Raw genomic sequence first — 21,753 nt, 5'->3', positions numbered from 1 at the left:
GGCTGCTCAATTGTTTCTGGGTGTTGTGATCGTTCCAACGCTCTGCGTGGGAATGCAGCCCGGGACGCTCTGCGCCCCAAAAGCGGACGCGGAGCGTCCATTGAGGCGTTCCCACGCGGAGCGTGGAAACGATCATCACAAGGCTGCGATCGTTAAAGGCTCGACCTCAATAAGCCGTCTTGCCCGTATGGTTATTCAGCGAAATAACCTTGGTCTTGCCAATCCGGTGACGGTAGATCTCGCGCAGGTACTTGATCGCCTTCTTCACGCAATCGCGCGACAAACGAATGTCATTGATCGAGACGAACTTGTCCTTGTCGTTGATCAGCTCGCGGTACTTCTTCTCGTACATCGGTTTGATCGCGTACCAGTTGGTGTCGAGGATCTTCGCCGGGTTTTCGAATTCGTTGAGCAGGTCGTCGATCCGGTCTTCGTCGAAGTCTTCATGGATGATGAAGTCCAGGATCGAGTTATCCAGCGTTTCGTCGAAGCGATACGGATTTTTTGCGAAGCAACGCTTGATGAACGCCACGATCAGCGTCAGGAAGTCGTCCGACAGGCACGGGCTCTTGGCGATCAGGGTGGTCAGCGACAGGTTGGCCGAGGCGCCGATCACCAGTGCATAACGCTTGAGCGTGGTGTTGGGGAACAGGCTGTTGAGGTGAGTCTTCAACCGGTTCAGGTCCATGTAGGACAGTTTGTAGTCTTTAGGCAGGGACACGATCGACACCACCGAGGAGCAATTCTTGAAGAAGTGCAGGTCGTGCAAGGCGGCCGCGTCATAGCCCGAATTCTTGTACTGCTCGAGCGAGGCGCGGTAGCGCTTGGACTCGATTGGCAACAGGCTGATGCCTTCAATCGCCTGGGTGACTTTGTTGAAGTGCGGCAGGTCGATGGAACGGAAGAACAGATCGTCGATGTTCAAGCGCTGCGGCTCTTTGTCGAACACCTTGAATTTGTCGCTGCTCGGCGGCGGGGTTTCCGGCACCACGGACTCGGCGTAGGCAATTGCCACCGGGCCGGCCAGGCTCATGAACAGGTCGTTGGCGTCCAGGCGAATGGTTTCGCCGATGTCGATACCGGCGCGACGGAAATAGTTCTGGTCGTAGTCGGTGGTGACCGCCTGCGCCGTCAGAATGTTGAAGATCTGCTGTGAGATGTACTGGTTGGCGTGCTTTTCCATCGCGTTGACGTCGATGTTCTGGATGTTGCCGTCATCGCTTTCTTCGGCATAACGCATGATGTCGTTGGAGATCAGCATCATCGCGTTCCATGGGCGGATACGGCCCATGACGCTGGCTTCGCTGCTGTCTTCGTTGGCGAAGTTGTAGGAGAAGTCCCACTCTTCCGACAGGTATTTGCACAGCAGGCGACCGGCGTTGATGTGCAGCGCTTCGGACATTTCACTGCGGTGATCGGAAATGTTCGGCAGTACGCAGATGCCGCTGGTGAAGATCGGCTCGAAGACGAAGGAATGGCCGCTCTTGCCGTCGTGTTCGTCCATCGGCTTGGTGTCGAACGTCTTGTTCATGTACGAGTGCTGCTGGGCCAGGCCGAATTCCGAGGCCATGCCCGAACCGGTACCGCCGCCGGCACTGAAGATCGAGAAGTACAGGCGCGACTGGTTGGCCTTGATCCCGCAGCTGTCGATCAGGTACGAGTGAATCATCTTCCAGTCGGGGCTGGAGAAGCGCTGGGTGTCCTTGTTCAGGATGATCTTGGCCAGGTACTGGCCGAGGATCGGCGCGTTACCGGCGCCACCGGCGTGGACTTCCGACAAGTCCATGATTTTCATTTTGCTGTAGTCGCGCAAAAAGCCGCTTTTTTCGCCCTTGCGCGAGAAACGGATGCGACCGGCGATGTCCTTGTCCAGGTCGCCGAGCATCACCAGCGGTTCCACCAGGAATACCGGTTTGGTGGCCTTGTTCGGCCCCAGGCGCAGGTTGTTGCGAATCCACTGCGCCGGGCTGTAGCCCTTTTCGGCGTAGCGTTTATCCGGCGACGGACGGTCTTCGTTGTTGAATTCGTTGAGGTAGAACTTGCGGGCGTTGTACACCAGCTCCGCCACGTCCAGCGCGATGTTCGAACCGCAGCGGCCCAGGCCGATCAGGCACACCGAGGGGAATTCCTGGTCGTTGTGCTGTTCGTTGTCGCCTTCCAGATGGGGCGGGCGCGGGAACACCAGGTCGCGCAGGCCGTCGAGGTTGTCGAGGATGCGGTCGGTATTGGTTTCGGTGAAGTACAGGTATTGCTGAGTCGACAGCGGACGCGACGGGGGCAATGGCTTCGACGATGAGGGGCTGTTCGCCGCGGGGCTCAGGGTCAGGTCGGATACCGCGGTGGCCGGATTGTTTTTAGAAGTCATTGTGCGCCATATACCTGGACTGGTCGGCTCGGCGACAAGTGTCATCGAGTCATCACGGAATGGGATCTCGCGTCTTTTTTAGCGCGAATGTAGCCCAAGCGTCAGGGCCTTGGCCTGAACATCGCTCGGGGGAATCCTTTCCTTAACCATGATGAATCGGCCAATATTCGATGATCTTTAATCAAGGGGAGGCTAAATGATGGCAACGTTGCCTGCGCTGGGGTTCGCCGGAATCGGCCTGATGGGTTTGCCGATGTGCCGACGCCTGTTGGCGGCCGGTTACCCGCTGACGGTGTGGAACCGCAACCCGGCCAAGTGTGCAGCGCTGGTCGAGGCTGGTGCGCGGCAAGTGGCGACACCGGCCGAGCTGTGTCAGCACGCCGACGTGGTGATGTTGTGCCTGGCCGATACCGCGGTGGTTCGTGAGGTGGTGTTTGGCGCGGCTGGCGTTGCCGAGGGGGCGAAAAGCGGCCAGTTGCTGGTGGATTTTTCCAGCCTGGAGCCCACCGCAACGCGGGAAATGGCCACAGCACTGGCCAATAAAACCGGGATGGGTTGGCTCGATGCGCCAGTGTCCGGCGGGGTGGTCGGCGCCGAGGCCGGCAGCCTGGCGATCATGGTTGGTGGCGAGGCGGCAGACCTGGCGCGCGTGCGGCCGGTGTTGCTGACCCTTGGCCAGCGCGTGACCCACATGGGCGCGGTCGGCGCGGGGCAGGTGACCAAGGCCTGCAATCAGATGATCGTCGCCTGCAATGCCTTGGTCATTGCTGAAGTGGTGAGCCTGGCCGAGCGCTCCGGGGTCGATGCCAGCCTCATTGCCGAGGCGCTGGCCGGTGGTTTCGCCGATTCAAAACCGTTGCAGATTCTCGCGCCGCAAATGGCCGAAAGCCGTTTCGAGCCCGTGAAATGGCACGTACGTACGTTGCTGAAGGATCTCGATACCGCCGTGAAGTTTTCCCGCGAACAGGGTTCGGCCACGCCGATCAGCGGATTGGCCGCACAACTGATGCGCCTCCATGGGGGGCAGGGGTTCCTGGAAAAGGATCCTTCGACGTTAGTGCAGTTGTACCGTGAGCCAGACTCAACGGATTGACGGCATGCGTGTGCTGGTTGATTTCGGCCAGTACCGGCCGCAACTCAGCCAGCGGCACCGGATGGCTAAGCAGGTAGCCCTGGACGAAATCGCAGCCGTGGCGTTGGAGAAAGTCGTATTGCTCGAGGGTCTCGACGCCTTCGGTGACGACCTGCAAATGCAGGGTGTGGGCCATGACGATAATGGCCTGGACGATTTCCATGTCCTGGGTCGCCTTGGGGATGTCCTGAATGAACGAGCGGTCGATCTTCAGCGTGTTTAATGGCAGGCGCCTGAGGTAGGCCAGGGATGAATAGCCGGTGCCGAAGTCGTCGATCGACAACGAAACGCCAAGGGCGCGAATATGCCGCAGCAACACCAGGGTATTGGAAATATTGCCCATCAGCGCATTCTCGGTCACCTCCAGCTCCAGTCGCTGGGGCGTCACCCCGTAGATGCGCAGGGCGTGTTCGATTTCATCGGCCAGTTCTTCTCGCGCCAGGTTCAGGGGCGAGCAATTCACTGCGATCTTGAGGTCTTCGCAATCGTGGCGGGACAGTTCGCCCAGGTCTGCGCAGGCTTTGCGCAATACCCAATTGTCCAGTTCGGCGATCAGGCCGTTGGCCTCGGCGATGGCGATGAACCGGTCCGGCGTCAGCAGTCCGTGAACCGGGTGTTGCCAGCGGACCAGCGCTTCCAGTTTGGTGACTCGGCCGATTCTCAGGTCATAGATCGGCTGGTAATACAGCATCAACCCGGAGTCTTCGCGCAGGGCGTGACGCAGTTCTTCTTCAAGTTGCAACTCCAGGGTGGCGCGGGCTTTCAGGTTGGAACTGAAAAAGTGCAACCCGTTACGACCGCTGCCCTTGGACTGATAGAGCGCCAGGTCGGCGTTCTTCAGCAGTTCTTCGCAGGTCTTGCCGTCTTCCGGAAACAGGCTGATGCCGATGCTGGTGGTCATGACCATGCGCCGTCCGGACAACTCGATGGGGTCCTTCATTTTCAGCATGATGCGCTGGGCCATATGCCGCGCTTCTTCACGGTCGTACAGGTTGATGAGGAGGCAGAATTCGTCGCCTCCGAAACGCGCCACCACGTCTTCGTGGCTGCGCACTGAGGCCTTGATGTGGCTGGCGAGGACTTTGAGCAGTTCGTCGCCGGCATCATGGCCAAGGCTGTCGTTAATCCGCTTGAAGTGGTCGATGTCGAGGAATATCACCGCGAGCATGCCGCCCTCGTTGGTTTTTTCGATGAGTTTTTCGGCGAAGAGCTGGTTGAAGCCCCGGCGGTTGAGCAGGTTGGTCAAGGGGTCGTAATGCGCCACCTGTTGCAGCGACATGCGTGCCTGATCCAGTTGACCGAGCAGGGCGTTGACCCGCTGCAGGTCGGACTCCTTGTGTTGCAGCTTCTTGTCCGCCAGTGCGGCACTGATGCTGCTGCCGATGATCAACAGCGCCATCACTGCCACTGTCAGCCCCAGTTGCAGGTGATTGTTGTCGCCGGGCAGCGGTTGAAGGCTGTCGTCGGGCAGCACCAGGTTGAGCGATGCCATGCCGGTGAAATGCATGCTGACAATGCCGGCCCCGAGCACCAGGCTGGCGGTGTATTTGAGCAGTAGATGATACGCACCGGTGTCATCGCGCAAGTGACTGGAAATCAACAGGGCAGCCAGGCTGGCACCGATGGCGATCACGACGGAGAGCACGAACAGGGCGGGTTGGTAATAGACCAGCGCACTCGATCGCAGTGCGGCCATGCCCACGTAGTGCATGGTCGCGATGCCCAGGCCGATCCACACCGCGGCCCGCAGGTATTGCCAGAAATTCAGTTGGGGATGGCTCAGGGTGTACATGGCCAGCCACGAGGCGGTCAGGGCGAACAACAGCGAGATCAGGGTAGTGGGCAGGTGGTAATGGATTTCGATCGGCACCTGGAACGCCAGCATGCTGATGAAGTGCATGGACCAGATACCGCCCGCCAGACACCCGGCGCCGACCCAGCGCCAGAGTCGTTGAGAGGCGGACTTTTCCACATGACCCACCCGCTCGGTCATGTCCAGCGTGGCGAAACCGGCCGTGCAGGCGACCAGATAGGCCAGCAACACCAGAAACGGGTTATGGGTGCAATTGAGTATGACCTGCCCGCTTTCCGGCAGCCCGCTCATGAAATGCAAACCAAGCCACTCCATAGCATGTCCCGTCTGTGAGTCATCTTGGCCTGCGTCATGCGCGCTGGCGAATGCTGGCAGTATAGAGGGCTTACACGGAGCGCAGGGGATGATAGCGCAATGATGTCAAATATTTTTCGAATGGCTTGATTGCGGTCGCTGCCAAGCCTTAGGCGATCTGCTCAAAAGGCGTTTCGAATTCAGGCTGCAGGGCGGGCAGCCCGAACGCGGCCCTTGCCGCATCGCAATCCACGTTCGCCTCGCCATTGGCCCAAGAGGCGTCGAACTCCCGACAAGTGCTGGAGCGCTGATCATAAATCGAGCACTGCACGGTGCTGCCCACTTCACCCACCAGACCGACACAGCGAACAGGTTTGCAGTCTGTGCCCAGCATGGCCACCCGGCTGGGGCTGATGGACGTGACCAGTTCGTCAGGCACCGTGCCCCCGGCCGAGGTGCATTCACCCCAGAAAAAAGACACGCGGAAATGAGAACAGCAGGCACCGCAATTCAGACACGGACTGGCTTCGGACATGGGCAATGATCAAAGGAGGAATGGGAACGGGGTGGGCAGACAAGGCCGCTATTCTAGGCTTCGCCATGCCGTTGGGAAGGGGGGCGCAGAGGTATTTTTCCAGTCTGCGACTGATGGTGAAAAACCTGGCTTCCTGACAGCACTGATCCCACAGGTTGTGCGTGGCGCCATGGGCTGATATCAGCCTTGCGAATAATGACAGACAGCCCTGACGGGCCTGACTAGATTGGAGGTTCCGGGGACAGTGACGGCCCCAACAACAATAAAAAGAGACGGACCCATGCAGAACTCGACCCAAGCGGCGAATGCCTGGCGCATTCTGTTCCTGTTGTTCCTGGCCAACCTGTTCAACTTCTTCGATCGCACCATTCCGGCGATCATCATCGAGCCGATCCGCATGGAATGGCACCTCAGCGACTTTCAGCTGGGGATCATCGGGACTGCATTCACCATCGTTTACGCCATTGCCGGCCTGCCTCTGGGGCGATTGGCCGATACTGGCTCGCGCAGCAAACTGATGGGCTGGGGCCTGGCGGCATGGAGCGGGCTGACTGCGGTCAACGGGTTGGTGGGCAGTTTCTGGAGTTTCCTGATCGTGCGGATGGGCATCGGCATCGGTGAAGCCAGTTACGCGCCGGCTGCCAACTCGCTGATCGGCGACTTGTTCCCGGCGCATCGTCGGGCGCGGGCCATGGGCATTTTCATGCTCGGCTTGCCGCTGGGCCTGCTGCTGGCGTTCTTCACCATTGGTGCGATGGTGAAGGCGTTCGACAGCTGGCGTGCGCCGTTCTTTATCGCGGCGGTGCCGGGGTTGATCCTGGCGGTCTTCATGTTCTTCATCAAAGAGCCGAAACGTGGCGCGGCGGAAAGCGTGCAGGTTTCACAGGAGCGTGTGGACCGGCCGATCCGTCGAGTGCTGGCGGTGCCGACTTTTCTGTGGCTGGTGATGGCGGGGCTTTGTTTCAACTTCGCCACCTATGCCTGCAACTCGTTTCTGGTGCCGATGTTGCAGCGTTATTTTCTGATGCCGTTACAGGACGCGGCGGTGGCGACCGGGGTGATCGTCGGAGTGACCGGGTTGTTCGGCCTGACATTAGGCGGATGGATTGCCGACAAGATTCACCAGCGGGTGGCCAACGGGCGACTGCTGTTCGCCGCGTTCAGCCTGATCATTTCGACGTTGTGCACGGCTTGGGCGCTGCATGCCGGGCGGATCGAGATCGGGGTATTTGTCGCGGTATTCAGCCTGGGGTGGTTATTCGCCTACAACTTCTACACCTGCGTGTACACGGCGATTCAGGACGTGGTCGAACCACGCCTGCGGGCGACGGCGATGGCGTTGTTCTTTGCCGGGTTGTATCTGTTGGGCGGTGGTTTGGGGCCGGTGGTGGTGGGCGGTCTGTCCGATCACTTCGCCCATACCGCGATGCTCTCGGCGGGTGCCGAGCAGATGACCGAGGCATTCAAGGCTGTCGGCCTGCATGACGCGATGTACCTGATCCCGGTGGCGCTGTTTTTCACCATGATGTTTCTGTTTTTGGCATCGCGGTGTTTTGTGCGGGATGCCAAGCGGATGAAAGAAGGGTTGGTGGCGGTGGTTGAGCCAAAGGGTGCTGCGGTCACAGCCTGAGGATTGATCGTTCCCACGCTCTGCGTGGGAATGATCGGCGGGCGGGACAAGGCAAACAAAAAGGCCCGCATCGCTGCGGGCCTTTTCATTTTTGGCGATGGAGCAGGGCGGTTTAGCCCGCTACCAACACCCGAATCGCTTCCAGTCGCAATGCCGCTTTGTCGAGCATGGCCAGGCCTTGCTCGCGCTGCTTGCGCAGGGCAACCAGTTCGCTGTCGCGCACGGTCGGGTTGACCGCTTGCAAGGCGGTCAGGCGCGCCAGTTCTTCGTCGGTATCGGCCGCCAGGCGACGTTGTGCCTCGGCCACGCGCTCGGCGTGACGCGGGGTGATCTTCTCTTCGCCGGCGTTGATCCGTGGCGTCAGCTGGTCGCGCTGGGCCTGGATGAACTTGTTGGCGCTGGCGCGGGGCACGCTTTCCAGTTGATCGTTCAGGGTTTCGAACGACACCCGGGCCGACAGGTCATTGCCATTGGCGTCGAGCAGGCAGCGCAGGGCGGCCGGCGGCAGGTAACGGCCCAGTTGCAGCGAACGCGGGGCAACCACTTCGCTGACGTAGAGCAGTTCCAGCAACACGGTGCCCGGTTTCAGCGCCTTGTTCTTGATCAGCGCCACGGCGGTGTTGCCCATCGAGCCGGACAACACCAGGTCCATGCCACCCTGAACCATCGGGTGTTCCCAGGTGATGAACTGCATGTCTTCACGAGACAGCGCCTGGTTGCGGTCGTAGGTGATGGTCACGCCTTCGTCGTCGCCCAGCGGGAAGCTGGCGTCGAGCATTTTTTCGCTGGGCTTGAGGATCAGCGCGTTTTCCGAATGGTCTTCGCTGTCGATGCCGAAGGCGTCGAACAGGGTTTCCATGTAGATCGGCAGGGCGAACTGATCGTCCTGTTCGAGAATCGCTTCGACCAGCGCATCGCCTTCACCCGCGCCGCCGGAGTTGAGTTCCAGCAAGCGGTCGCGACCGGTGTGCAGTTCGTCTTCCAGACGCTCACGCTCGGCGCGGGCCTCGTCGATCAGTGCTTTCCACTCGCCATCGTCGGTCTCTTCCAGCAGCGGCAGCAGGCGCGGGCCGAACTGATGCTGCAAGGCGTTGCCGGTCGGGCAGGTGTTGAGGAATGCGTTCAGCGCTTCGTGGTACCACTGGAACAGCCGCTCTTGCGGGCTGGTTTCCAGGTACGGCACGTGCAGTTCGATGACGTGCTTCTGGCCGATCCGGTCGAGACGACCGATACGTTGCTCCAGCAGGTCCGGGTGCGACGGCAGGTCGAACAGCACCAGATGGTGCGAGAACTGGAAGTTACGGCCTTCACTGCCGATTTCCGAGCAGATCAGCACCTGGGCGCCAAATTCTTCATCGGCGAAGTAGGCGGCGGCGCGGTCACGCTCAAGGATGTTCATGCCTTCGTGGAACACCGTGGCCGGAATGCCGGAACGCACGCGCAGGGCGTCTTCCAGGTCCATGGCTGTTTCGGCGTGGGCACAGATCACCAGCACTTTGGTGCGCTTGAGCATTTTCAGGGTGTCGATCAGCCACTCGACGCGCGGGTCGAATTTCCACCAGCGTTCTTCTTCGTTGGCGTCCGGCTGGGACTGGAAGCTGACTTCCGGGTACAGCTCGATGTGATCGCCCAACGGCAGTTCGAGGTATTCGGCCGGGCACGGCAGCGGGTACGGGTGCAGTTTGCGCTCCGGGAAACCCTGCACGGCGGCGCGGGTATTACGGAACAGCACGCGGCCAGTGCCATGGCGGTCCAGCAGTTCGCGGACCAGACGGGCGCAGGCTTCGGTATCGCCATCGTTGACTGCGCTCAGCAGGGCTTCGCCTTCGTTACCGAGGAAGCCGTGAATGGTCTTGTGCGCTTCAGGCGACAGGCGCCCTTTGTCCAGCAACTCCTGAACGGCTTCGGCCACCGGGCGATAGTTTTCGCTCTCGGCGCGGAAGGCATGCAGGTCATGGAAACGATTCGGGTCGAGCAGGCGCAGACGGGCGAAGTGGCTGTCCTGGCCCAGTTGTTCCGGGGTTGCGGTCAGCAGCAATACGCCCGGGATCGTTTCAGCAAGCTGCTCCACCAGGGAGTACTCAGGGCTGACCTGGTCTTCGTGCCACACCAGGTGGTGCGCTTCGTCGACCACCATCAAATCCCAGCCGGCGGCGAACAGCGCGTCCTGGGCTTTCTCGTCTTCCACCAGCCATTCGAGCGCCACCAGGGCAAGCTGGGTGTCTTCGAACGGGTTGGTGGCATCGCTTTCGATGAAGCGTTCTTCATCGAACAGTGCAACTTGCAGGTTGAAGCGGCGGCGCATCTCCACCAGCCACTGGTGCTGGAGGTTTTCCGGCACCAGGATCAGCACGCGGTTGGCGCGGCCCGAGAGCAGTTGGCGATGGATCACCAGACCGGCTTCGATGGTCTTGCCCAGGCCCACTTCATCGGCCAGCAGAACCCGCGGCGCAATGCGGTCGGCGACTTCACGGGCGATGTGCAACTGGTGCGCGATCGGTTGCGCGCGCACACCGCCCAGGCCCCAGAGCGACGATTGCAACTGGCGGCTGGTGTGTTCCAGGGTGTGATAACGCAGGGAGAACCAGGCCAGCGGGTCGATCTGGCCGGCGAACAGACGGTCGCTCGCCAGTCGGAACTGAATGAAGTTCGACAGTTGGGTTTCCGGCAGGGTGACCACTTCGTTCTGCCCATTGAGGCCGTGGTAGACCAGCAGGCCGTCAATGTCGTCGACTTCCTGTACGGTCAGTTTCCAGCCCTCGAAGTGAGTAATCGAGTCACCCGGCGAAAACCGCACGCGGGTGAGGGGCGCATTCCGTAGCGCATACTGGCGAGTGTCGCCAGTGGCCGGGTAGAGCACGGTCAACAAGCGGCCGTCCTGTGCCAGAACGGTGCCTAAACCCAGCTCGGCTTCGCTGTCACTGATCCAGCGTTGCCCCGGTTGATACTGCTGCGCCATGCTGCCTGACTCCCACCTTGAAAAAGCGGGCTATCTTAACGGAATGAGCCTTCAGGGCCAAAGGATTACTCAATAGGAGCTACCGAAGGTTGCAATCTTTTGATCTTCAAGTCCTGAAAAGATCGCAGCCTTCGGCAGCTCCTGTCTGTGCGTTGGGTCACAAGTTTTCGACCGATGGCTCAAGTCGCCATCCCCGCAGCCGACAGCCTGCTGACAGGAGACCAAAAATATGCTGCCACCGATGCTCCCCTTGAGCGCCGTGCCGATCACTTCACAGCAGGATCCGATCCGCCAGCGCCCGGATATTCCCCCCGTGGTGTCGGTGCAGGAAAGCTCCAATGAAAGCACCATCGACCTGCAAAACCGCGACCCGGAAGAGGCGGGCCTGCAGCTGCGCGAGGAGCAGCGTCGGCAACAGGAACGGGAGCGGCGCCGTCGCGAGGCCGATGAGGATCCTGAAGAGCATTTGGCGATCCCCGGTAATGAGCTCAATGCCGACAATACCGTGCCGGTGGTGCCGTTGATGGAGAGTCAGCCACGTCAGGGGTTGTGGGTCGATATCGAGATCTGAAGTGTCGGAGACTGGTCAGCGCCCGCGCCAGACCGCATTATTGGCGCAATCCTGTCGCCTTTAGCCGGCAGCTGAATTCATTTCCAAGCGATGCACTGAACGCCATGAGCCAAGATGACAAGCTGATCGACCTCAATTCTGAACGTGCCAAACGGGTTCATGACCTTAATGAAAAGCGCCTGAACGAAGTGCGCCAGGCATTTGAGCAGGCCATGCCGTTGGGTAAAGCGAAGAAAAAGCCGAAGAACAAACCGAAAAAGCGTTGAAACACCCTGCATCCGTTGATGCAGGTCAGTTATTTCCCTTCCTTTACGCCCAGTCTCGGGCGGCATTGATCCCGGTCAATTTTCTCTCCTGCCCGATTGGTTAACTTAGCCCCATCGCAACAGGGCAAGTCCAGGAGGCCAGTCATGTTTTTCGATAACGTGGTGATCGCCGGAGTGCTGACAGTCGGCCTCATGGTTCTGTTTTTTGCAGGGTTTGGATTTTTTATCTGGAAGGATTCGCATAAGCGGAGAAAACCGTAGTTCTTTCTGGAGCAATGAGCACGCAAGGCATTTTGGGCGACTTTGGTCGCCCTTTTTTTTTGTGCGATCGAAAGGGACGCGGAGCGTCCCGGGCTGCATTCCCACGCAGAGTGTGGGAACGATCTAATACCGAAATGCGGGCAATAAAAAAGGCGCGAACCTCACGGAACGCGCCTTTTTCAGTAGCGGTGTATCAGCTACCCAGTGCCTTGGAGGCCAGCCAGAACAGGCCGGCCGACAGGGCTACGGTGGCTGGCAGGGTCAGGACCCAGGCCAGCAGGATGGTTCTGACAGTACCACCTTGCAGGCCGCTTTTGTTCGCGACCATGGTGCCGGCCACGCCTGAGGACAGGACGTGGGTAGTGGAGACGGGCAGGCTGAAGATGTTGGCCAGGCCGATCATGCTCGCGGTGGTGATCTGCGCCGACATGCCTTGGGCATAGGTCATGCCTTGCTTGCCGATTTTCTCGCCGATGGTCAGTACCACGCGCTTCCAGCCGACCATGGTACCCAGGCCGAGGGCCAGTGCGACCGCCAGAATCACCCAGAACGGGGCGTATTCAGTGGTGGTGGTCAGGTCCTTGCGCAGTTTGTCCAGGTCAGCCTTCTCACGGGCAGCGAGGCCAGGCAGCTTGCTGACTTTCTTCGCCGTGTCGTCCAGGCAGAGCAGGTAACGACGCACTTCGATGCGGCTTTCCGCCGGCAGCGAGTGGTAGTCAGCTACACCCTTGAGGGTGTCGAGCAGGGCGGCGATGGTCGGTTCGGTCTGTTGCGGGTTGCAACGGAATTTCTCCGGCAGATCACCTTCCACGCTTTTGCCCAGGGCCAGGAATTCACCCAGCGTATCGGCATTGCGCTTGTAGAACTGGCTCAGGTGCAGGGTCGCATCGCGCGTCCGTTCGATCTGGTAGGTGGTGCTGCCCAGGTCGAGTACGAACTGCGCCGGGACGATACCGATCAGCACCAGCATGATCAGGCCGATACCTTTCTGGCCATCGTTCGAGCCGTGCACGAAGCTGACCGCCATGGCCGAAATCACCAGTACCAGACGGTTCCAGAACGGCGGGTGTTTCTTGTCGTCGATCTTGCGGCGCTGTTCCGGTGTCTTGTGCATCTTGGATAGCGGACGCCACCATTTAAGGCCGATCAGCACCAGGGCGGCAACGAGGAAGCCGGCCATCGGCGAGAACACCAGGGACGCGCCGATGTCGATCGCTTTCTGCCAGTTCACGCCGTCGGCCAACGGAATGTCGTTGATCAGGGCGTTGGCCAGGCCGACACCGAGGATCGAACCGATAAGCGTATGGGAACTGGAGGCCGGAATACCGAAGTACCAGGTGCCCAGGTTCCAGGTGATGGCGGCGGCGAGTAACGAGAACACCATGGCCAGCCCGTGACCGGTGTTCACATTGATCAACAGTTCTACCGGCAGCAGATGGACGATGGCATACGCCACCCCCACACCGCCCAGCAGCACGCCGAGGAAGTTGAACACACCGGAAAAGAACACCGCCAGATGAGGCGGCATGGCTTTGGTGTAGATAACAGTGGCCACCGCGTTTGCGGTGTCATGAAAGCCGTTGATGAACTCGAAGGCGAGGACAAAGGCCAGGGCGAGCAAGAGGCTCACAAGCACCCAAGCATCCAGTCCGCTGAATAAATCGATCATGAAGGTTTTCTGACCCGTTCGTAAGGGGGCGCGATTATGCCAGAAAAGACTGATAATCGATGCACTTGCTGCTCATCGGTTACATTCTTCAATGAATTAGTGGGTGGCAATCCCCTGAATCCCAGGGTTTTTCAGAGGCCTACAAGTCATTGAATTCGCTTGGAAAGGCAGCTGCCACAAGGGTTTCTCTCGTTGGGACGAGAGGCTTGAACGCTTGTGTGAAATATCTGAGAAGAAGGTCAGGCAAGAGCCGTTTGCCTCATCGAATGGATGAGGAAGCCGCTGCCCGCTTGTAGCGGGCGCGAAAAGCACCATCGATACAACCCGTTTTTAACGGGTGCAGACGCAGGCTCTTGAAAGGATTCAAGTCGAGGCGGTCATGGCTCTTCGGCTTTGAGTTCCTTTTCCATCTTCTGCAATTCCTGGGTGAAGGCCTGATCCTGAACGGTGGCGCGTTTACGCCAGGGTTTGCGTTCGGGTTCGGGCTGAGCGGCGTAGGTGGTGATTTCCCCGCCGTAAACTTCCTTGTAACGTTGTTCCTGGCGCTCAAGTTCCGCGCGCAGTTCGTCTTTCGTCACAGTGCTACCTAATTGAGTTGAGATTAATTCTGGTGAAACGCGCTGCATCGATCTATTGACCATGCTCGTCGAAAGGACAATGCCTGATACGACATCGTTCCCACGGCACAATCAATACTTCAATGTTGCAGGCGGCCACGGCACCAGAGAAAAACAGCTGACGCAGCATCAGTCTCCTGTTTCAGCGAGCGCGTTGGCGGAACATATTAAATGAGCGTCAAGCGCTTGCTGCGGACAGCGGCGATGGATATCGCGCTGCCGGCGGGCGGAATCGGTACAAAAAAACCGGTCGCCTCTGAAATGCATTATAGCGGTCGATTCGAAGAACACTATCTCTTGGCAGTTAAAAGTAGTTCCTCATGTGTGATTGTTTTGTTGCTCGCAACTTGCCGGTAACTACGGTGGACTGATGCCAGTTGCAGTGGTGACTTTCTGGCGCCATTAAGCCGGACAAATTATTACATCGTTCTCCTTTAAACCAGTGACCGAAAATAACAACCGTATTGTGGGTGAGTGAAAGCAGGATGGCTGAATGCACGCAGCACGATTGCGATTATCGGTCTGTGGTTCGATAATCGCCCAATCCTGGCAGCCGCTGGCTTGTGTGTCAGACCGGGGCCGCTTGTAATAGTCGCTGATCCGTGTGGGGAACCTGATATGAACGATCAAATGCGCAATTCCTTCGCTTCAGTGGCGCCGCCGATCGTCGCCTCGCCCGCCAAGCGAATCCAGGCCCTGACCGGTGACCCGGATTTCATGACTTCCCTGGCCCGTGGCCTGGCGGTGGTGCAAGCGTTCCAGGAGCGCAAGCGGCACCTGACCATTGCACAGATCAGCCACCGCACGGAAATTCCCCGCGCCGCTGTGCGACGTTGCCTGCATACGCTGATCAAGCTCGGCTACGCCACCACCGACGGGCGCACCTATTCGCTGCTGCCCAAAGTCTTGACCCTGGGCCATGCCTATCTGTCGTCGACTCCACTGGCGGTGTCTGCCCAGCCGTACCTGGACCGCATGAGCGAGCAACTGCACGAGGCCTGCAACATGGCCACGCTGGAGGGCGATGACATTTTGTACATTGCGCGCTCGGCGACTACCCAGCGGCTGATTTCCGTCGACCTCTCGGTGGGTGGGCGCTTGCCGGCCTATTGCACCTCCATGGGCCGGATTCTGCTCGCCGCGCTGGACGACACGTCGCTGCGCGAATACCTCGACCATGCAGACTTGCAAGCCAAGACCAGTCGCACCCTGCATACCCCCGAAGCCTTGCTCGAATGCCTTCAAGAAGTACGGCGACAAGGCTGGTGCATCGTCGATCAGGAGCTGGAGCAAGGCCTGCGCTCGATTGCCGTGCCGGTGTATGACGCTTCTGGCCAGGTAGTGGCGGCGCTGAACGTCAGCACCCATGCCGGCCGGGTCAGCCGCAGCGAGCTGGAGCAACGTTTCCTGCCAGGTCTGTTGAGTGCCAGCCGCGACTTGAGTGCGCAGCTGTTCGCCTAAGCTGTTCGATAAACGCACAGAGTCGCGTTTATCGAATTGACGCTGTTTCTCTCGGATCATTAATGTCGCGGCAGCGTCATCCGGCGCTGCTGGCCTTCAGCCGGTTACCGGACGACGACCCAATAATAATGAGAAGAGGCATCGTCATGTGCACGTTTCCCCACTGTCGCTGTTCCCACCGGCTTAGCTGCCGAAACCGGATCGCCTGATCCCGACCTTCTTTTCTTGTGACAGCGTCAGCCTCGGCTGGCACTTGTTCGACTGCGTTCTTTGCGTGGAATAAAAATAATGAACCAGCCTCAGTCTGCTGTAGGGAACTGCCTCGACGTGCAGTCCTTCATCAACGCTCAACCCATTTCGCGCTACCAATGGCGGGTGGTGATCCTGTGTTTCCTGATTGTCTTCCTCGATGGCCTCGACACCGCGGCCATGGGGTTTATCGCGCCGGCATTGTCCCAGGACTGGGGCATCGATCGTGCCAGCCTCGGCCCGGTGATGAGTGCGGCACTGATCGGCATGGTCTTTGGCGCCTTGGGTTCCGGGCCGTTGGCTGACCGCTTCGGGCGAAAAGTCGTACTGGTAGGCGCGGTGTTGTTGTTCGGTGCGTTCAGCCTGGCATCGGCTTACAGTACCAATGTCGATCAACTGCTGGTGCTGCGTTTCCTCACCGGCCTGGGCCTGGGCGCCGGCATGCCGAACGCGACCACGCTGCTGTCCGAATACACCCCGGAACGCAAGAAGTCCCTGCTGGTGACCAGCATGTTCTGCGGCTTCAACCTCGGCATGGCCGGGGGCGGTTTCATCTCGGCCAAACTGATCCCGGCCTTCGGCTGGCACAGCCTGTTGATGATCGGCGGGATTCTGCCGCTGATGCTCACCGTCGTTTTGCTGTTGTGGTTGCCAGAATCGGCGCGTTATCTGGTGGTGCGCAATCGCGGTACCGACAAAGTGCGCAAGGCTCTGGCACCGATCGACCCAGCGCTGGTGGCCCAGGCTTCGAGCTTCAGCGTGCCGGAACAGAAAACCGTGAAGGCACGCAATGTGTTCGCGGTGATCTTCTCCGGCACTTACAGCACCGGCACATTGTTGCTGTGGCTGACGTACTTCATGGGGCTGGTGATTGTTTATCTGCTGACCAGTTGGTTGCCGACGCTGATGCGTGACAGCGGCGCGAGCATGGAGCAGGCCGCATTCATTGGTGCACTGTTCCAGCTGGGTGGGGTGTTGAGCGCAGTGGGCGTGGGTTGGGCGATGGACCGGTTCAATCCGCACAAGGTCATCGGCACTTTCTACCTGTTGGCCGGGGTGTTTGCCTACGCGGTAGGGCAGAGCCTGGGCAACATCGCCGTGCTGGCGACCCTGGTGCTGGTGGCCGGGATGTGTGTCAACGGCGCGCAATCGGCAATGCCGTCGCTGGCGGCGCGTTTTTACCCGACGCAAGGGCGGGCGACCGGTGTGTCGTGGATGCTTGGGATTGGCCGCTTCGGCGCGATCCTCGGGGCGTGGATGGGCGCGACGTTGCTGGGCCTGGGCTGGAACTTCGAGCAGGTGTTGACGGCTCTGGTGATTCCGGCCGCGTTGGCGACCACGGCGGTGGTGATCAAGGGCATGGTCAGCCATGCGGATGCGACCTGATCCGGCTTGAGAGTGATCGTTCCCACGCCGAGCGTGGGAACGATCTGAAATGCTTTTTTGGGATCGGTAGTGAGGTAATAATCTGTTCGATAAACGAACACTCAGTCGATTATCGGATTGTTTGGGTTGTTCCAGGGGCTTAATCTTCAGTCATTCCGGCGCTGCGCATCGGCGCCTTTTTCCCACACTGTCGGTTCATAACAAAACGGGAGCCTGCCCCATGGCTGAAATCCTTTCGCTGCATGACGCGGTGAAGCAGTTCGTCAACGACGGCGATACCGTCGCGCTCGAAGGCTTCACTCACCTGATTCCTACGGCGGCCGGTCACGAAATCATTCGCCAGGGCAAGAAAGATCTGACCCTGGTGCGGATGACGCCTGACCTGATCTACGACCAGTTGATCGGTGCCGGTTGTGCTCGCAAACTGATTTTCTCCTGGGGCGGCAACCCTGGCGTCGGTTCGCTGCACCGTCTGCGCGACGCAGTCGAGCGGCAGTGGCCGCATGCGCTGGAAATCGAAGAGCACAGTCACGCCGACCTTGCCAATGCCTATGTCGCGGGCGCTTCGGGCTTACCGTTCGCGGTGCTGCGAGCCTACGCCGGTTCCGACCTGCCGAAGGTCAACCCGCTGATCAAGACCGTCACGTGCCCGTTCACCGGCGAAGTGCTGGCGGCGGTGCCGTCGGTGCGCCCGGACATCACCGTGATTCACGCGCAGAAAGCCGACCGCCAAGGCAACGTGCTGCTCTGGGGCATTCTCGGGGTGCAGAAAGAAGCGGCGCTGGCGGCCAAGCGTTGCATCGTCACCGTCGAAGAAATCGTCGATGACCTCAATGCACCGATGAACGCTTGCGTGCTGCCGACCTGGGCTCTGAGCGCGGTCTGCCACGTACCGGGCGGCGCGCATCCGTCCTACGCCCACGGTTACACCGAGCGTGACAACCGCTTCTACCAGGCCTGGGACCCGATTGCCCGCGACCGTGAAACCTTCACCGCGTGGATCAACGAGTACATCCACGGCTGCGCTGACTTCAGCGAGTTCCAGGCCAAGCTGGCCGCTGCTTCGGAGGCCAAGTAATGACTTACACCACCAATGAAATGATGACCGTCGCCGCCGCCCGCCGCCTGAAAAACGGTTCGGTGTGCTTCGTTGGTATCGGCCTGCCGTCGAAAGCCGCCAACCTGGCGCGACTGACGTCCTCGCCCGATGTAGTCCTGATCTACGAATCGGGTCCGATCGGTGCCAAGCCAAGCGTACTGCCATTGTCGATCGGTGACGGCGAGCTGGCGGAAACCGCCGACACCGTCGTCCCGACCGGCGAGATTTTTCGTTACTGGCTGCAGGGCGGGCGCATTGACGTCGGCTTCCTCGGCGCCGCGCAAGTCGATCGCTTCGGCAACATCAACACCACGGTAGTCGGCGACTACCATCAGCCGAAAGTTCGCCTGCCGGGTGCAGGTGGCGCGCCGGAGATCGCCGGTTCCGCCAAGAGCGTGCTGATCATCCTCAAGCAGTCGGCGCGTTCGTTCGTCGACAAGCTCGACTTCATTACCTCGGTTGGTCATGGCGAGGGCGGTGATTCGCGCAAACGTCTCGGCCTGCCAGGCGCCGGTCCTGTCGGCATTATTACCGACCTGTGCATCATGGAACCGGAAGCCGGCACCCATGAATTCGTGGTCACCGCGCTGCACCCAGGGGTGACCCGCGAGCAAGTGATCGCGGCCACCGGTTGGCCGATTCGTTTTGCCGACGCCGTTGAAAACACTGCCGAGCCAACCGAAGTCGAGTTGACCGCGCTGCGTGATCTGGAAGCCCGCACTGCGGCGGCCCACGGCCAAGCACCCGGAGAAGCCTGATGCGCGACGTTTATATCTGTGACGCGATTCGTACCCCCATCGGCCGTTTCGGCGGTGGCCTGTCGGCGGTTCGCGCCGATGACCTGGCTGCGGTGCCGATCAAGGCGCTGATGGCGCGCAACCCGTCGGTGGACTGGAACGCGGTGGACGAGGTGTTCCTCGGTTGCGCCAACCAGGCCGGCGAAGACAACCGCAACGTGGCTCGCATGGCGTTGCTGCTGGCGGGGCTGCCGGAAACCATTCCTGGCGTCACCCTCAATCGCCTCTGCGCTTCGGGCATGGACGCTATCGGCACTGCGTTTCGGGCCATCGCCAGCGGTGAGATGGAGTTGGCGATTGCCGGTGGCGTCGAATCGATGTCCCGCGCGCCATTCGTGATGGGCAAGGCGGACGCGGCGTTTTCGCGCAACATGAAGCTGGAAGACACCACCATCGGCTGGCGATTCATCAACCCGCTGATGAAAGCCCAGTACGGCGTCGATGCCATGCCGCAAACCGCTGATAACGTGGCCGACGATTACCAGGTTTCCCGCGAGGATCAGGACGCTTTCGCACTGCGCAGTCAGCAACGGACAGCCGCCGCGCAAGCCGCAGGATTTTTCGCCGAAGAAATCGTTGAAGTGCGCATTGCCCACAAGAAGGGTGAAACAGTGGTCAGCCAGGACGAACATCCTCGCGCCGACACTACACTCGAAACCCTGGCCAAACTCAAACCGGTCAACGGCCCCGACAAAACCGTCACCGCCGGCAATGCCTCCGGTGTGAACGACGGTGCCGCAGCGCTGATTTTGGCTTCGGCCGAAGCCGTGAAGAAACACGGCCTGACCGCCCGCGCCAAAGTGCTCGGCATGGCCAGCGCCGGTGTCGCACCACGGGTGATGGGTATCGGCCCGGTGCCGGCGGTGCGTAAATTGACTGAGCGCCTGGGCGTGGCGGTCAACGATTTCGACGTGATCGAACTCAACGAAGCCTTCGCCAGCCAGGGTCTGGCGGTGCTGCGTGAACTGGGACTGGCGGATGACGCGGCCCAGGTCAACCCGAACGGTGGCGCCATTGCCTTGGGCCATCCGCTGGGCATGAGCGGTGCGCGTCTGGTGCTGACTGCACTGCATCAACTGGAAAAGACGGGCGGCAAGAAAGGCTTGGCGACCATGTGTGTCGGTGTCGGTCAGGGCCTGGCCCTGGCGATCGAACGGGTCTGACGCACAGAAGCGACTAATAAGAATTGAGGAAAGCGCAATGACTGACAAACCAGGTTACCGTCGCCCGCAGGCGGGCACTCAGCCGGAATACCTGCACCCTCCTTATCAATCCACCAACCTTCGCTCGCCGTCCAAGCCGTTGGTGTTTTTGCCTCATTCGCTGTCGGAAATCACCGGCCCGACCATCGGCGCCGAGCGTATTCAGGAGCAGGACAACGACCTGACCGCCCAGCACTCGGGCGAGCCATTGGGTGAACGGATCATCATCCACGGCCGTGTGCTGGATGAAGACGGTCTGCCGGTGCCGGGCATTCTGGTGGAGATCTGGCAGGCCAACGCCGCCGGTCGTTACAACCATGCCCGCGATCTGCACGACGCACCGATGGACCCGAACTTCACCGGTACCGGCCGCACCGTGACCGACGCCGATGGCTGGTATCAATTCCAGACCATCAAGCCTGGCGCCTACCCGTGGGGTAACCACCACAATGCCTGGCGTCCGGCGCACGTCCATTTCTCCCTGTTCGGGCCGAGCATTCTGACGCGCCTGGTGACCCAGATGTATTTCCCGGGTGACCCGTTGCTGGCTTACGACCCGATCTACAACTGCGTGCCCGATACCAGCGCCAAAGAGCGTCTGATCGCCAGTTTCGATCTGGAAAAAACCATCCCTTCCTATGCCCTCGCTTATCGTTGGGACATCGTTTTGCGCGGCCGCGACGCCACGCCGATGGAGAAATAAGATGACGCTGAACGCGACCACGTCCCATACCGTCGGACCGTACTACCACATCGGCCTGACCTGGCTGAACCGTGAAGACCTGACCGTTGAACAGACCCTCGGCGAGCGTGCGGCGATCACCGGGCAAGTCGTCGACGGCAATGGCGACTTCGTCAACGACGCCATGCTCGAAGTCTGGCAAGCCAACGCCGCTGGCAAGTACGACCACCCCGAAGACGATCAGGACAAACCCCTGGACCCGAACTTCGAAGGGTTTGGTCGGGTGCCGGTGGATGCGCAAGGGCGCTTTCGTTTTACCACGATCAAGCCGGGCACGGTGGAAGGCCTGAAGGGCACGACCCAGGCGCCGCACCTGGTGGTGCTGGTGTTTGCTCGCGGGTTGGTGAAGCACTTGCTGACGCGGATTTACTTCGATGGTGAGCCAGCCAACGTGGCGGACCCACTGCTCGAATGCGTGCCCGCCGAACGTCGTGGCACCTTGTTGGCGAAGCAGGATGCTGCGGGTGTTTATCAGTGGAATGTGATTCTGCAGGGGACGGATGCGGAAACGGTGTTCTTCGATTATTGAGTGATCGTTGTTCTTGTGGCGAGGGAGCAAGCTCCCGCTGGCTTGCGAAGCAAGCCCAAACCCGGCTGACATGATGTATCAGGCAAACCACGCCAACCGGTTTACGACTGCTTCGCAGCCGAGCGGGAGCAAGCTCCCTCGCCACAGAGATTGCATTGCTCTCAGGTCATGCATCT

19 protein-coding genes are annotated in these 21,753 nt (G+C 60.1%); 13 read left to right on the top strand and 6 right to left on the bottom strand.

What is annotated here, in order from left to right; all coding sequences use genetic code 11:
- Window positions 1-166 precede the first annotated feature (166 nt).
- Window positions 167-2,365: a hypothetical protein gene (locus AC1DIS_RS06945; RefSeq protein WP_018926890.1), complete on the bottom strand. Its 2,199-nt coding sequence runs from the start codon at window positions 2,363-2,365 to the stop codon at window positions 167-169.
- Window positions 2,366-2,561: 196 nt separating this feature from the next.
- Here AC1DIS_RS06945 and AC1DIS_RS06940 point away from each other — a divergent pair, with 196 nt between their 5' ends.
- On the top strand, window positions 2,562-3,458 hold the full coding sequence (locus AC1DIS_RS06940; RefSeq protein WP_168206183.1) for an NAD(P)-dependent oxidoreductase: 897 nt from the start codon (window positions 2,562-2,564) through the stop codon (window positions 3,456-3,458).
- Here AC1DIS_RS06940 and AC1DIS_RS06935 read toward each other — a convergent pair.
- Together AC1DIS_RS06935 and AC1DIS_RS06930 are read right to left on the bottom strand one after the other, a co-directional pair.
- Entirely contained in the window at window positions 3,349-5,625 is a 2,277-nt protein-coding gene (locus tag AC1DIS_RS06935) for a putative bifunctional diguanylate cyclase/phosphodiesterase (RefSeq protein ID WP_477743364.1), read from the bottom strand. The genes AC1DIS_RS06940 and AC1DIS_RS06935 overlap by 110 nt on opposite strands.
- A 148-nt stretch (window positions 5,626-5,773) precedes the next feature.
- Entirely contained in the window at window positions 5,774-6,139 is a 366-nt protein-coding gene (locus AC1DIS_RS06930) for a YkgJ family cysteine cluster protein (protein ID WP_018926887.1), read from the bottom strand.
- A 262-nt stretch (window positions 6,140-6,401) separates the two neighbouring features.
- Between AC1DIS_RS06930 and AC1DIS_RS06925 the strand changes: the two genes are divergently transcribed.
- Window positions 6,402-7,769: a spinster family MFS transporter gene (locus AC1DIS_RS06925; RefSeq protein ID WP_477743416.1), complete on the top strand. Its 1,368-nt coding sequence runs from the start codon at window positions 6,402-6,404 to the stop codon at window positions 7,767-7,769.
- A 112-nt stretch (window positions 7,770-7,881) separates the two neighbouring features.
- Here AC1DIS_RS06925 and rapA read toward each other — a convergent pair whose 3' ends face one another.
- Window positions 7,882-10,728, bottom strand: coding sequence for an RNA polymerase-associated protein RapA (gene rapA, locus AC1DIS_RS06920; protein ID WP_018926884.1), 2,847 nt, complete (start codon window positions 10,726-10,728; stop codon window positions 7,882-7,884).
- A gap of 229 nt (window positions 10,729-10,957) precedes the next feature.
- Between rapA and AC1DIS_RS06915 the strand changes: the two genes are divergently transcribed.
- The 3 genes from AC1DIS_RS06915 to ccoM all read left to right on the top strand — a co-directional run bounded on the left by AC1DIS_RS06915 (window position 10,958) and on the right by ccoM (window position 11,826).
- The gene (locus AC1DIS_RS06915; protein WP_018926883.1) at window positions 10,958-11,299 is read left to right on the top strand and encodes a hypothetical protein; all 342 of its coding nucleotides are present in this window, start codon (window positions 10,958-10,960) and stop codon (window positions 11,297-11,299) included.
- 104 nt (window positions 11,300-11,403) lie between these two features.
- Window positions 11,404-11,565, top strand: a complete 162-nt coding sequence (locus AC1DIS_RS06910) for a hypothetical protein (RefSeq protein ID WP_007935839.1) — start codon at window positions 11,404-11,406, stop codon at window positions 11,563-11,565.
- 144 nt (window positions 11,566-11,709) lie between these two features.
- Window positions 11,710-11,826, top strand: a complete 117-nt coding sequence (gene ccoM, locus AC1DIS_RS06905) for a cytochrome c oxidase subunit CcoM (protein WP_018926882.1) — start codon at window positions 11,710-11,712, stop codon at window positions 11,824-11,826.
- Between the two features lie 193 nt (window positions 11,827-12,019).
- Here ccoM and AC1DIS_RS06900 read toward each other — a convergent pair whose 3' ends face one another.
- Window positions 12,020-13,495: an inorganic phosphate transporter gene (locus AC1DIS_RS06900; RefSeq protein ID WP_018926881.1), complete on the bottom strand. Its 1,476-nt coding sequence runs from the start codon at window positions 13,493-13,495 to the stop codon at window positions 12,020-12,022.
- Between the two features lie 377 nt (window positions 13,496-13,872).
- Window positions 13,873-14,073 (bottom strand): hypothetical protein, encoded by a 201-nt coding sequence (locus tag AC1DIS_RS06895; protein ID WP_018926880.1) that lies wholly within the window; start codon window positions 14,071-14,073, stop codon window positions 13,873-13,875.
- Window positions 14,074-14,283: 210 nt separating this feature from the next.
- Between AC1DIS_RS06895 and AC1DIS_RS06890 the strand changes: the two genes are divergently transcribed.
- The 8 genes from AC1DIS_RS06890 (at window position 14,284) to pcaG (ending at window position 21,577) form a co-directional block, all read left to right on the top strand.
- Window positions 14,284-14,469, top strand: coding sequence for a hypothetical protein (locus AC1DIS_RS06890; RefSeq protein ID WP_138866217.1), 186 nt, complete (start codon window positions 14,284-14,286; stop codon window positions 14,467-14,469).
- Window positions 14,470-14,730: 261 nt separating this feature from the next.
- Window positions 14,731-15,573 carry a pca regulon transcriptional regulator PcaR gene (gene pcaR, locus AC1DIS_RS06885; RefSeq protein WP_007935836.1) on the top strand — a complete coding sequence of 281 codons (843 nt, stop codon included), beginning with the start codon at window positions 14,731-14,733 and terminating at the stop codon, window positions 15,571-15,573.
- 288 nt (window positions 15,574-15,861) lie between these two features.
- A complete protein-coding gene (gene pcaK, locus AC1DIS_RS06880) occupies window positions 15,862-17,208 on the top strand; it encodes a 4-hydroxybenzoate transporter PcaK (protein ID WP_019647901.1) in 1,347 nt (448 codons plus the stop codon).
- A gap of 220 nt (window positions 17,209-17,428) precedes the next feature.
- Window positions 17,429-18,286, top strand: coding sequence for a CoA transferase subunit A (locus tag AC1DIS_RS06875; protein WP_018926877.1), 858 nt, complete (start codon window positions 17,429-17,431; stop codon window positions 18,284-18,286).
- On the top strand, window positions 18,286-19,065 hold the full coding sequence (locus AC1DIS_RS06870) for a CoA-transferase subunit beta (RefSeq protein WP_018926876.1): 780 nt from the start codon (window positions 18,286-18,288) through the stop codon (window positions 19,063-19,065). Before AC1DIS_RS06875 ends, AC1DIS_RS06870 begins: the two co-directional genes overlap by 1 nt.
- Window positions 19,062-20,267: a 3-oxoadipyl-CoA thiolase gene (pcaF, locus tag AC1DIS_RS06865; protein ID WP_173861175.1), complete on the top strand. Its 1,206-nt coding sequence runs from the start codon at window positions 19,062-19,064 to the stop codon at window positions 20,265-20,267. The genes AC1DIS_RS06870 and pcaF overlap by 4 nt, the downstream gene beginning before the upstream one ends.
- A gap of 37 nt (window positions 20,268-20,304) precedes the next feature.
- Window positions 20,305-21,009, top strand: a complete 705-nt coding sequence (gene pcaH / locus AC1DIS_RS06860) for a protocatechuate 3,4-dioxygenase subunit beta (RefSeq protein WP_258612607.1) — start codon at window positions 20,305-20,307, stop codon at window positions 21,007-21,009.
- A gap of 1 nt (window position 21,010) precedes the next feature.
- Complete coding sequence (gene pcaG / locus AC1DIS_RS06855) at window positions 21,011-21,577, top strand: protocatechuate 3,4-dioxygenase subunit alpha (protein ID WP_477743365.1); 567 nt, start codon at window positions 21,011-21,013, stop codon at window positions 21,575-21,577.
- The last annotated feature ends 176 nt before the right edge of the window (window positions 21,578-21,753 follow it).

It is taken from the genome of Pseudomonas sp. 05N433 (assembly GCF_056396925.1).
This window is presented reverse-complemented; position numbering and strand designations above follow the sequence as displayed.

Excerpts from the sequence above, each read along its gene's own strand:
- AC1DIS_RS06945 (WP_018926890.1), bottom strand. The coding sequence starts at position 2,365 with ATGACTTCTAAAAACAATCCGGCCACCGCGGTATCCGACCTGACCCTG.
- rapA (WP_018926884.1), bottom strand. The coding sequence starts at position 10,728 with ATGGCGCAGCAGTATCAACCGGGGCAACGCTGGATCAGTGACAGCGAA.
- pcaH (WP_258612607.1), top strand. The coding sequence starts at position 20,305 with ATGACTGACAAACCAGGTTACCGTCGCCCGCAGGCGGGCACTCAGCCG.
- AC1DIS_RS06910 (WP_007935839.1), top strand. The coding sequence starts at position 11,404 with ATGAGCCAAGATGACAAGCTGATCGACCTCAATTCTGAACGTGCCAAA.
- AC1DIS_RS06900 (WP_018926881.1), bottom strand. The coding sequence starts at position 13,495 with ATGATCGATTTATTCAGCGGACTGGATGCTTGGGTGCTTGTGAGCCTC.
- AC1DIS_RS06890 (WP_138866217.1), top strand. The coding sequence starts at position 14,284 with ATGAGCGTCAAGCGCTTGCTGCGGACAGCGGCGATGGATATCGCGCTG.
- pcaG (WP_477743365.1), top strand. The coding sequence starts at position 21,011 with ATGACGCTGAACGCGACCACGTCCCATACCGTCGGACCGTACTACCAC.
- AC1DIS_RS06915 (WP_018926883.1), top strand. The coding sequence starts at position 10,958 with ATGCTGCCACCGATGCTCCCCTTGAGCGCCGTGCCGATCACTTCACAG.
- pcaR (WP_007935836.1), top strand. The coding sequence starts at position 14,731 with ATGAACGATCAAATGCGCAATTCCTTCGCTTCAGTGGCGCCGCCGATC.
- ccoM (WP_018926882.1), top strand. The coding sequence starts at position 11,710 with ATGTTTTTCGATAACGTGGTGATCGCCGGAGTGCTGACAGTCGGCCTC.
- AC1DIS_RS06940 (WP_168206183.1), top strand. The coding sequence starts at position 2,562 with ATGATGGCAACGTTGCCTGCGCTGGGGTTCGCCGGAATCGGCCTGATG.
- AC1DIS_RS06935 (WP_477743364.1), bottom strand. The coding sequence starts at position 5,625 with ATGGAGTGGCTTGGTTTGCATTTCATGAGCGGGCTGCCGGAAAGCGGG.
- AC1DIS_RS06870 (WP_018926876.1), top strand. The coding sequence starts at position 18,286 with ATGACTTACACCACCAATGAAATGATGACCGTCGCCGCCGCCCGCCGC.
- pcaK (WP_019647901.1), top strand. The coding sequence starts at position 15,862 with ATGAACCAGCCTCAGTCTGCTGTAGGGAACTGCCTCGACGTGCAGTCC.
- AC1DIS_RS06930 (WP_018926887.1), bottom strand. The coding sequence starts at position 6,139 with ATGTCCGAAGCCAGTCCGTGTCTGAATTGCGGTGCCTGCTGTTCTCAT.
- AC1DIS_RS06875 (WP_018926877.1), top strand. The coding sequence starts at position 17,429 with ATGGCTGAAATCCTTTCGCTGCATGACGCGGTGAAGCAGTTCGTCAAC.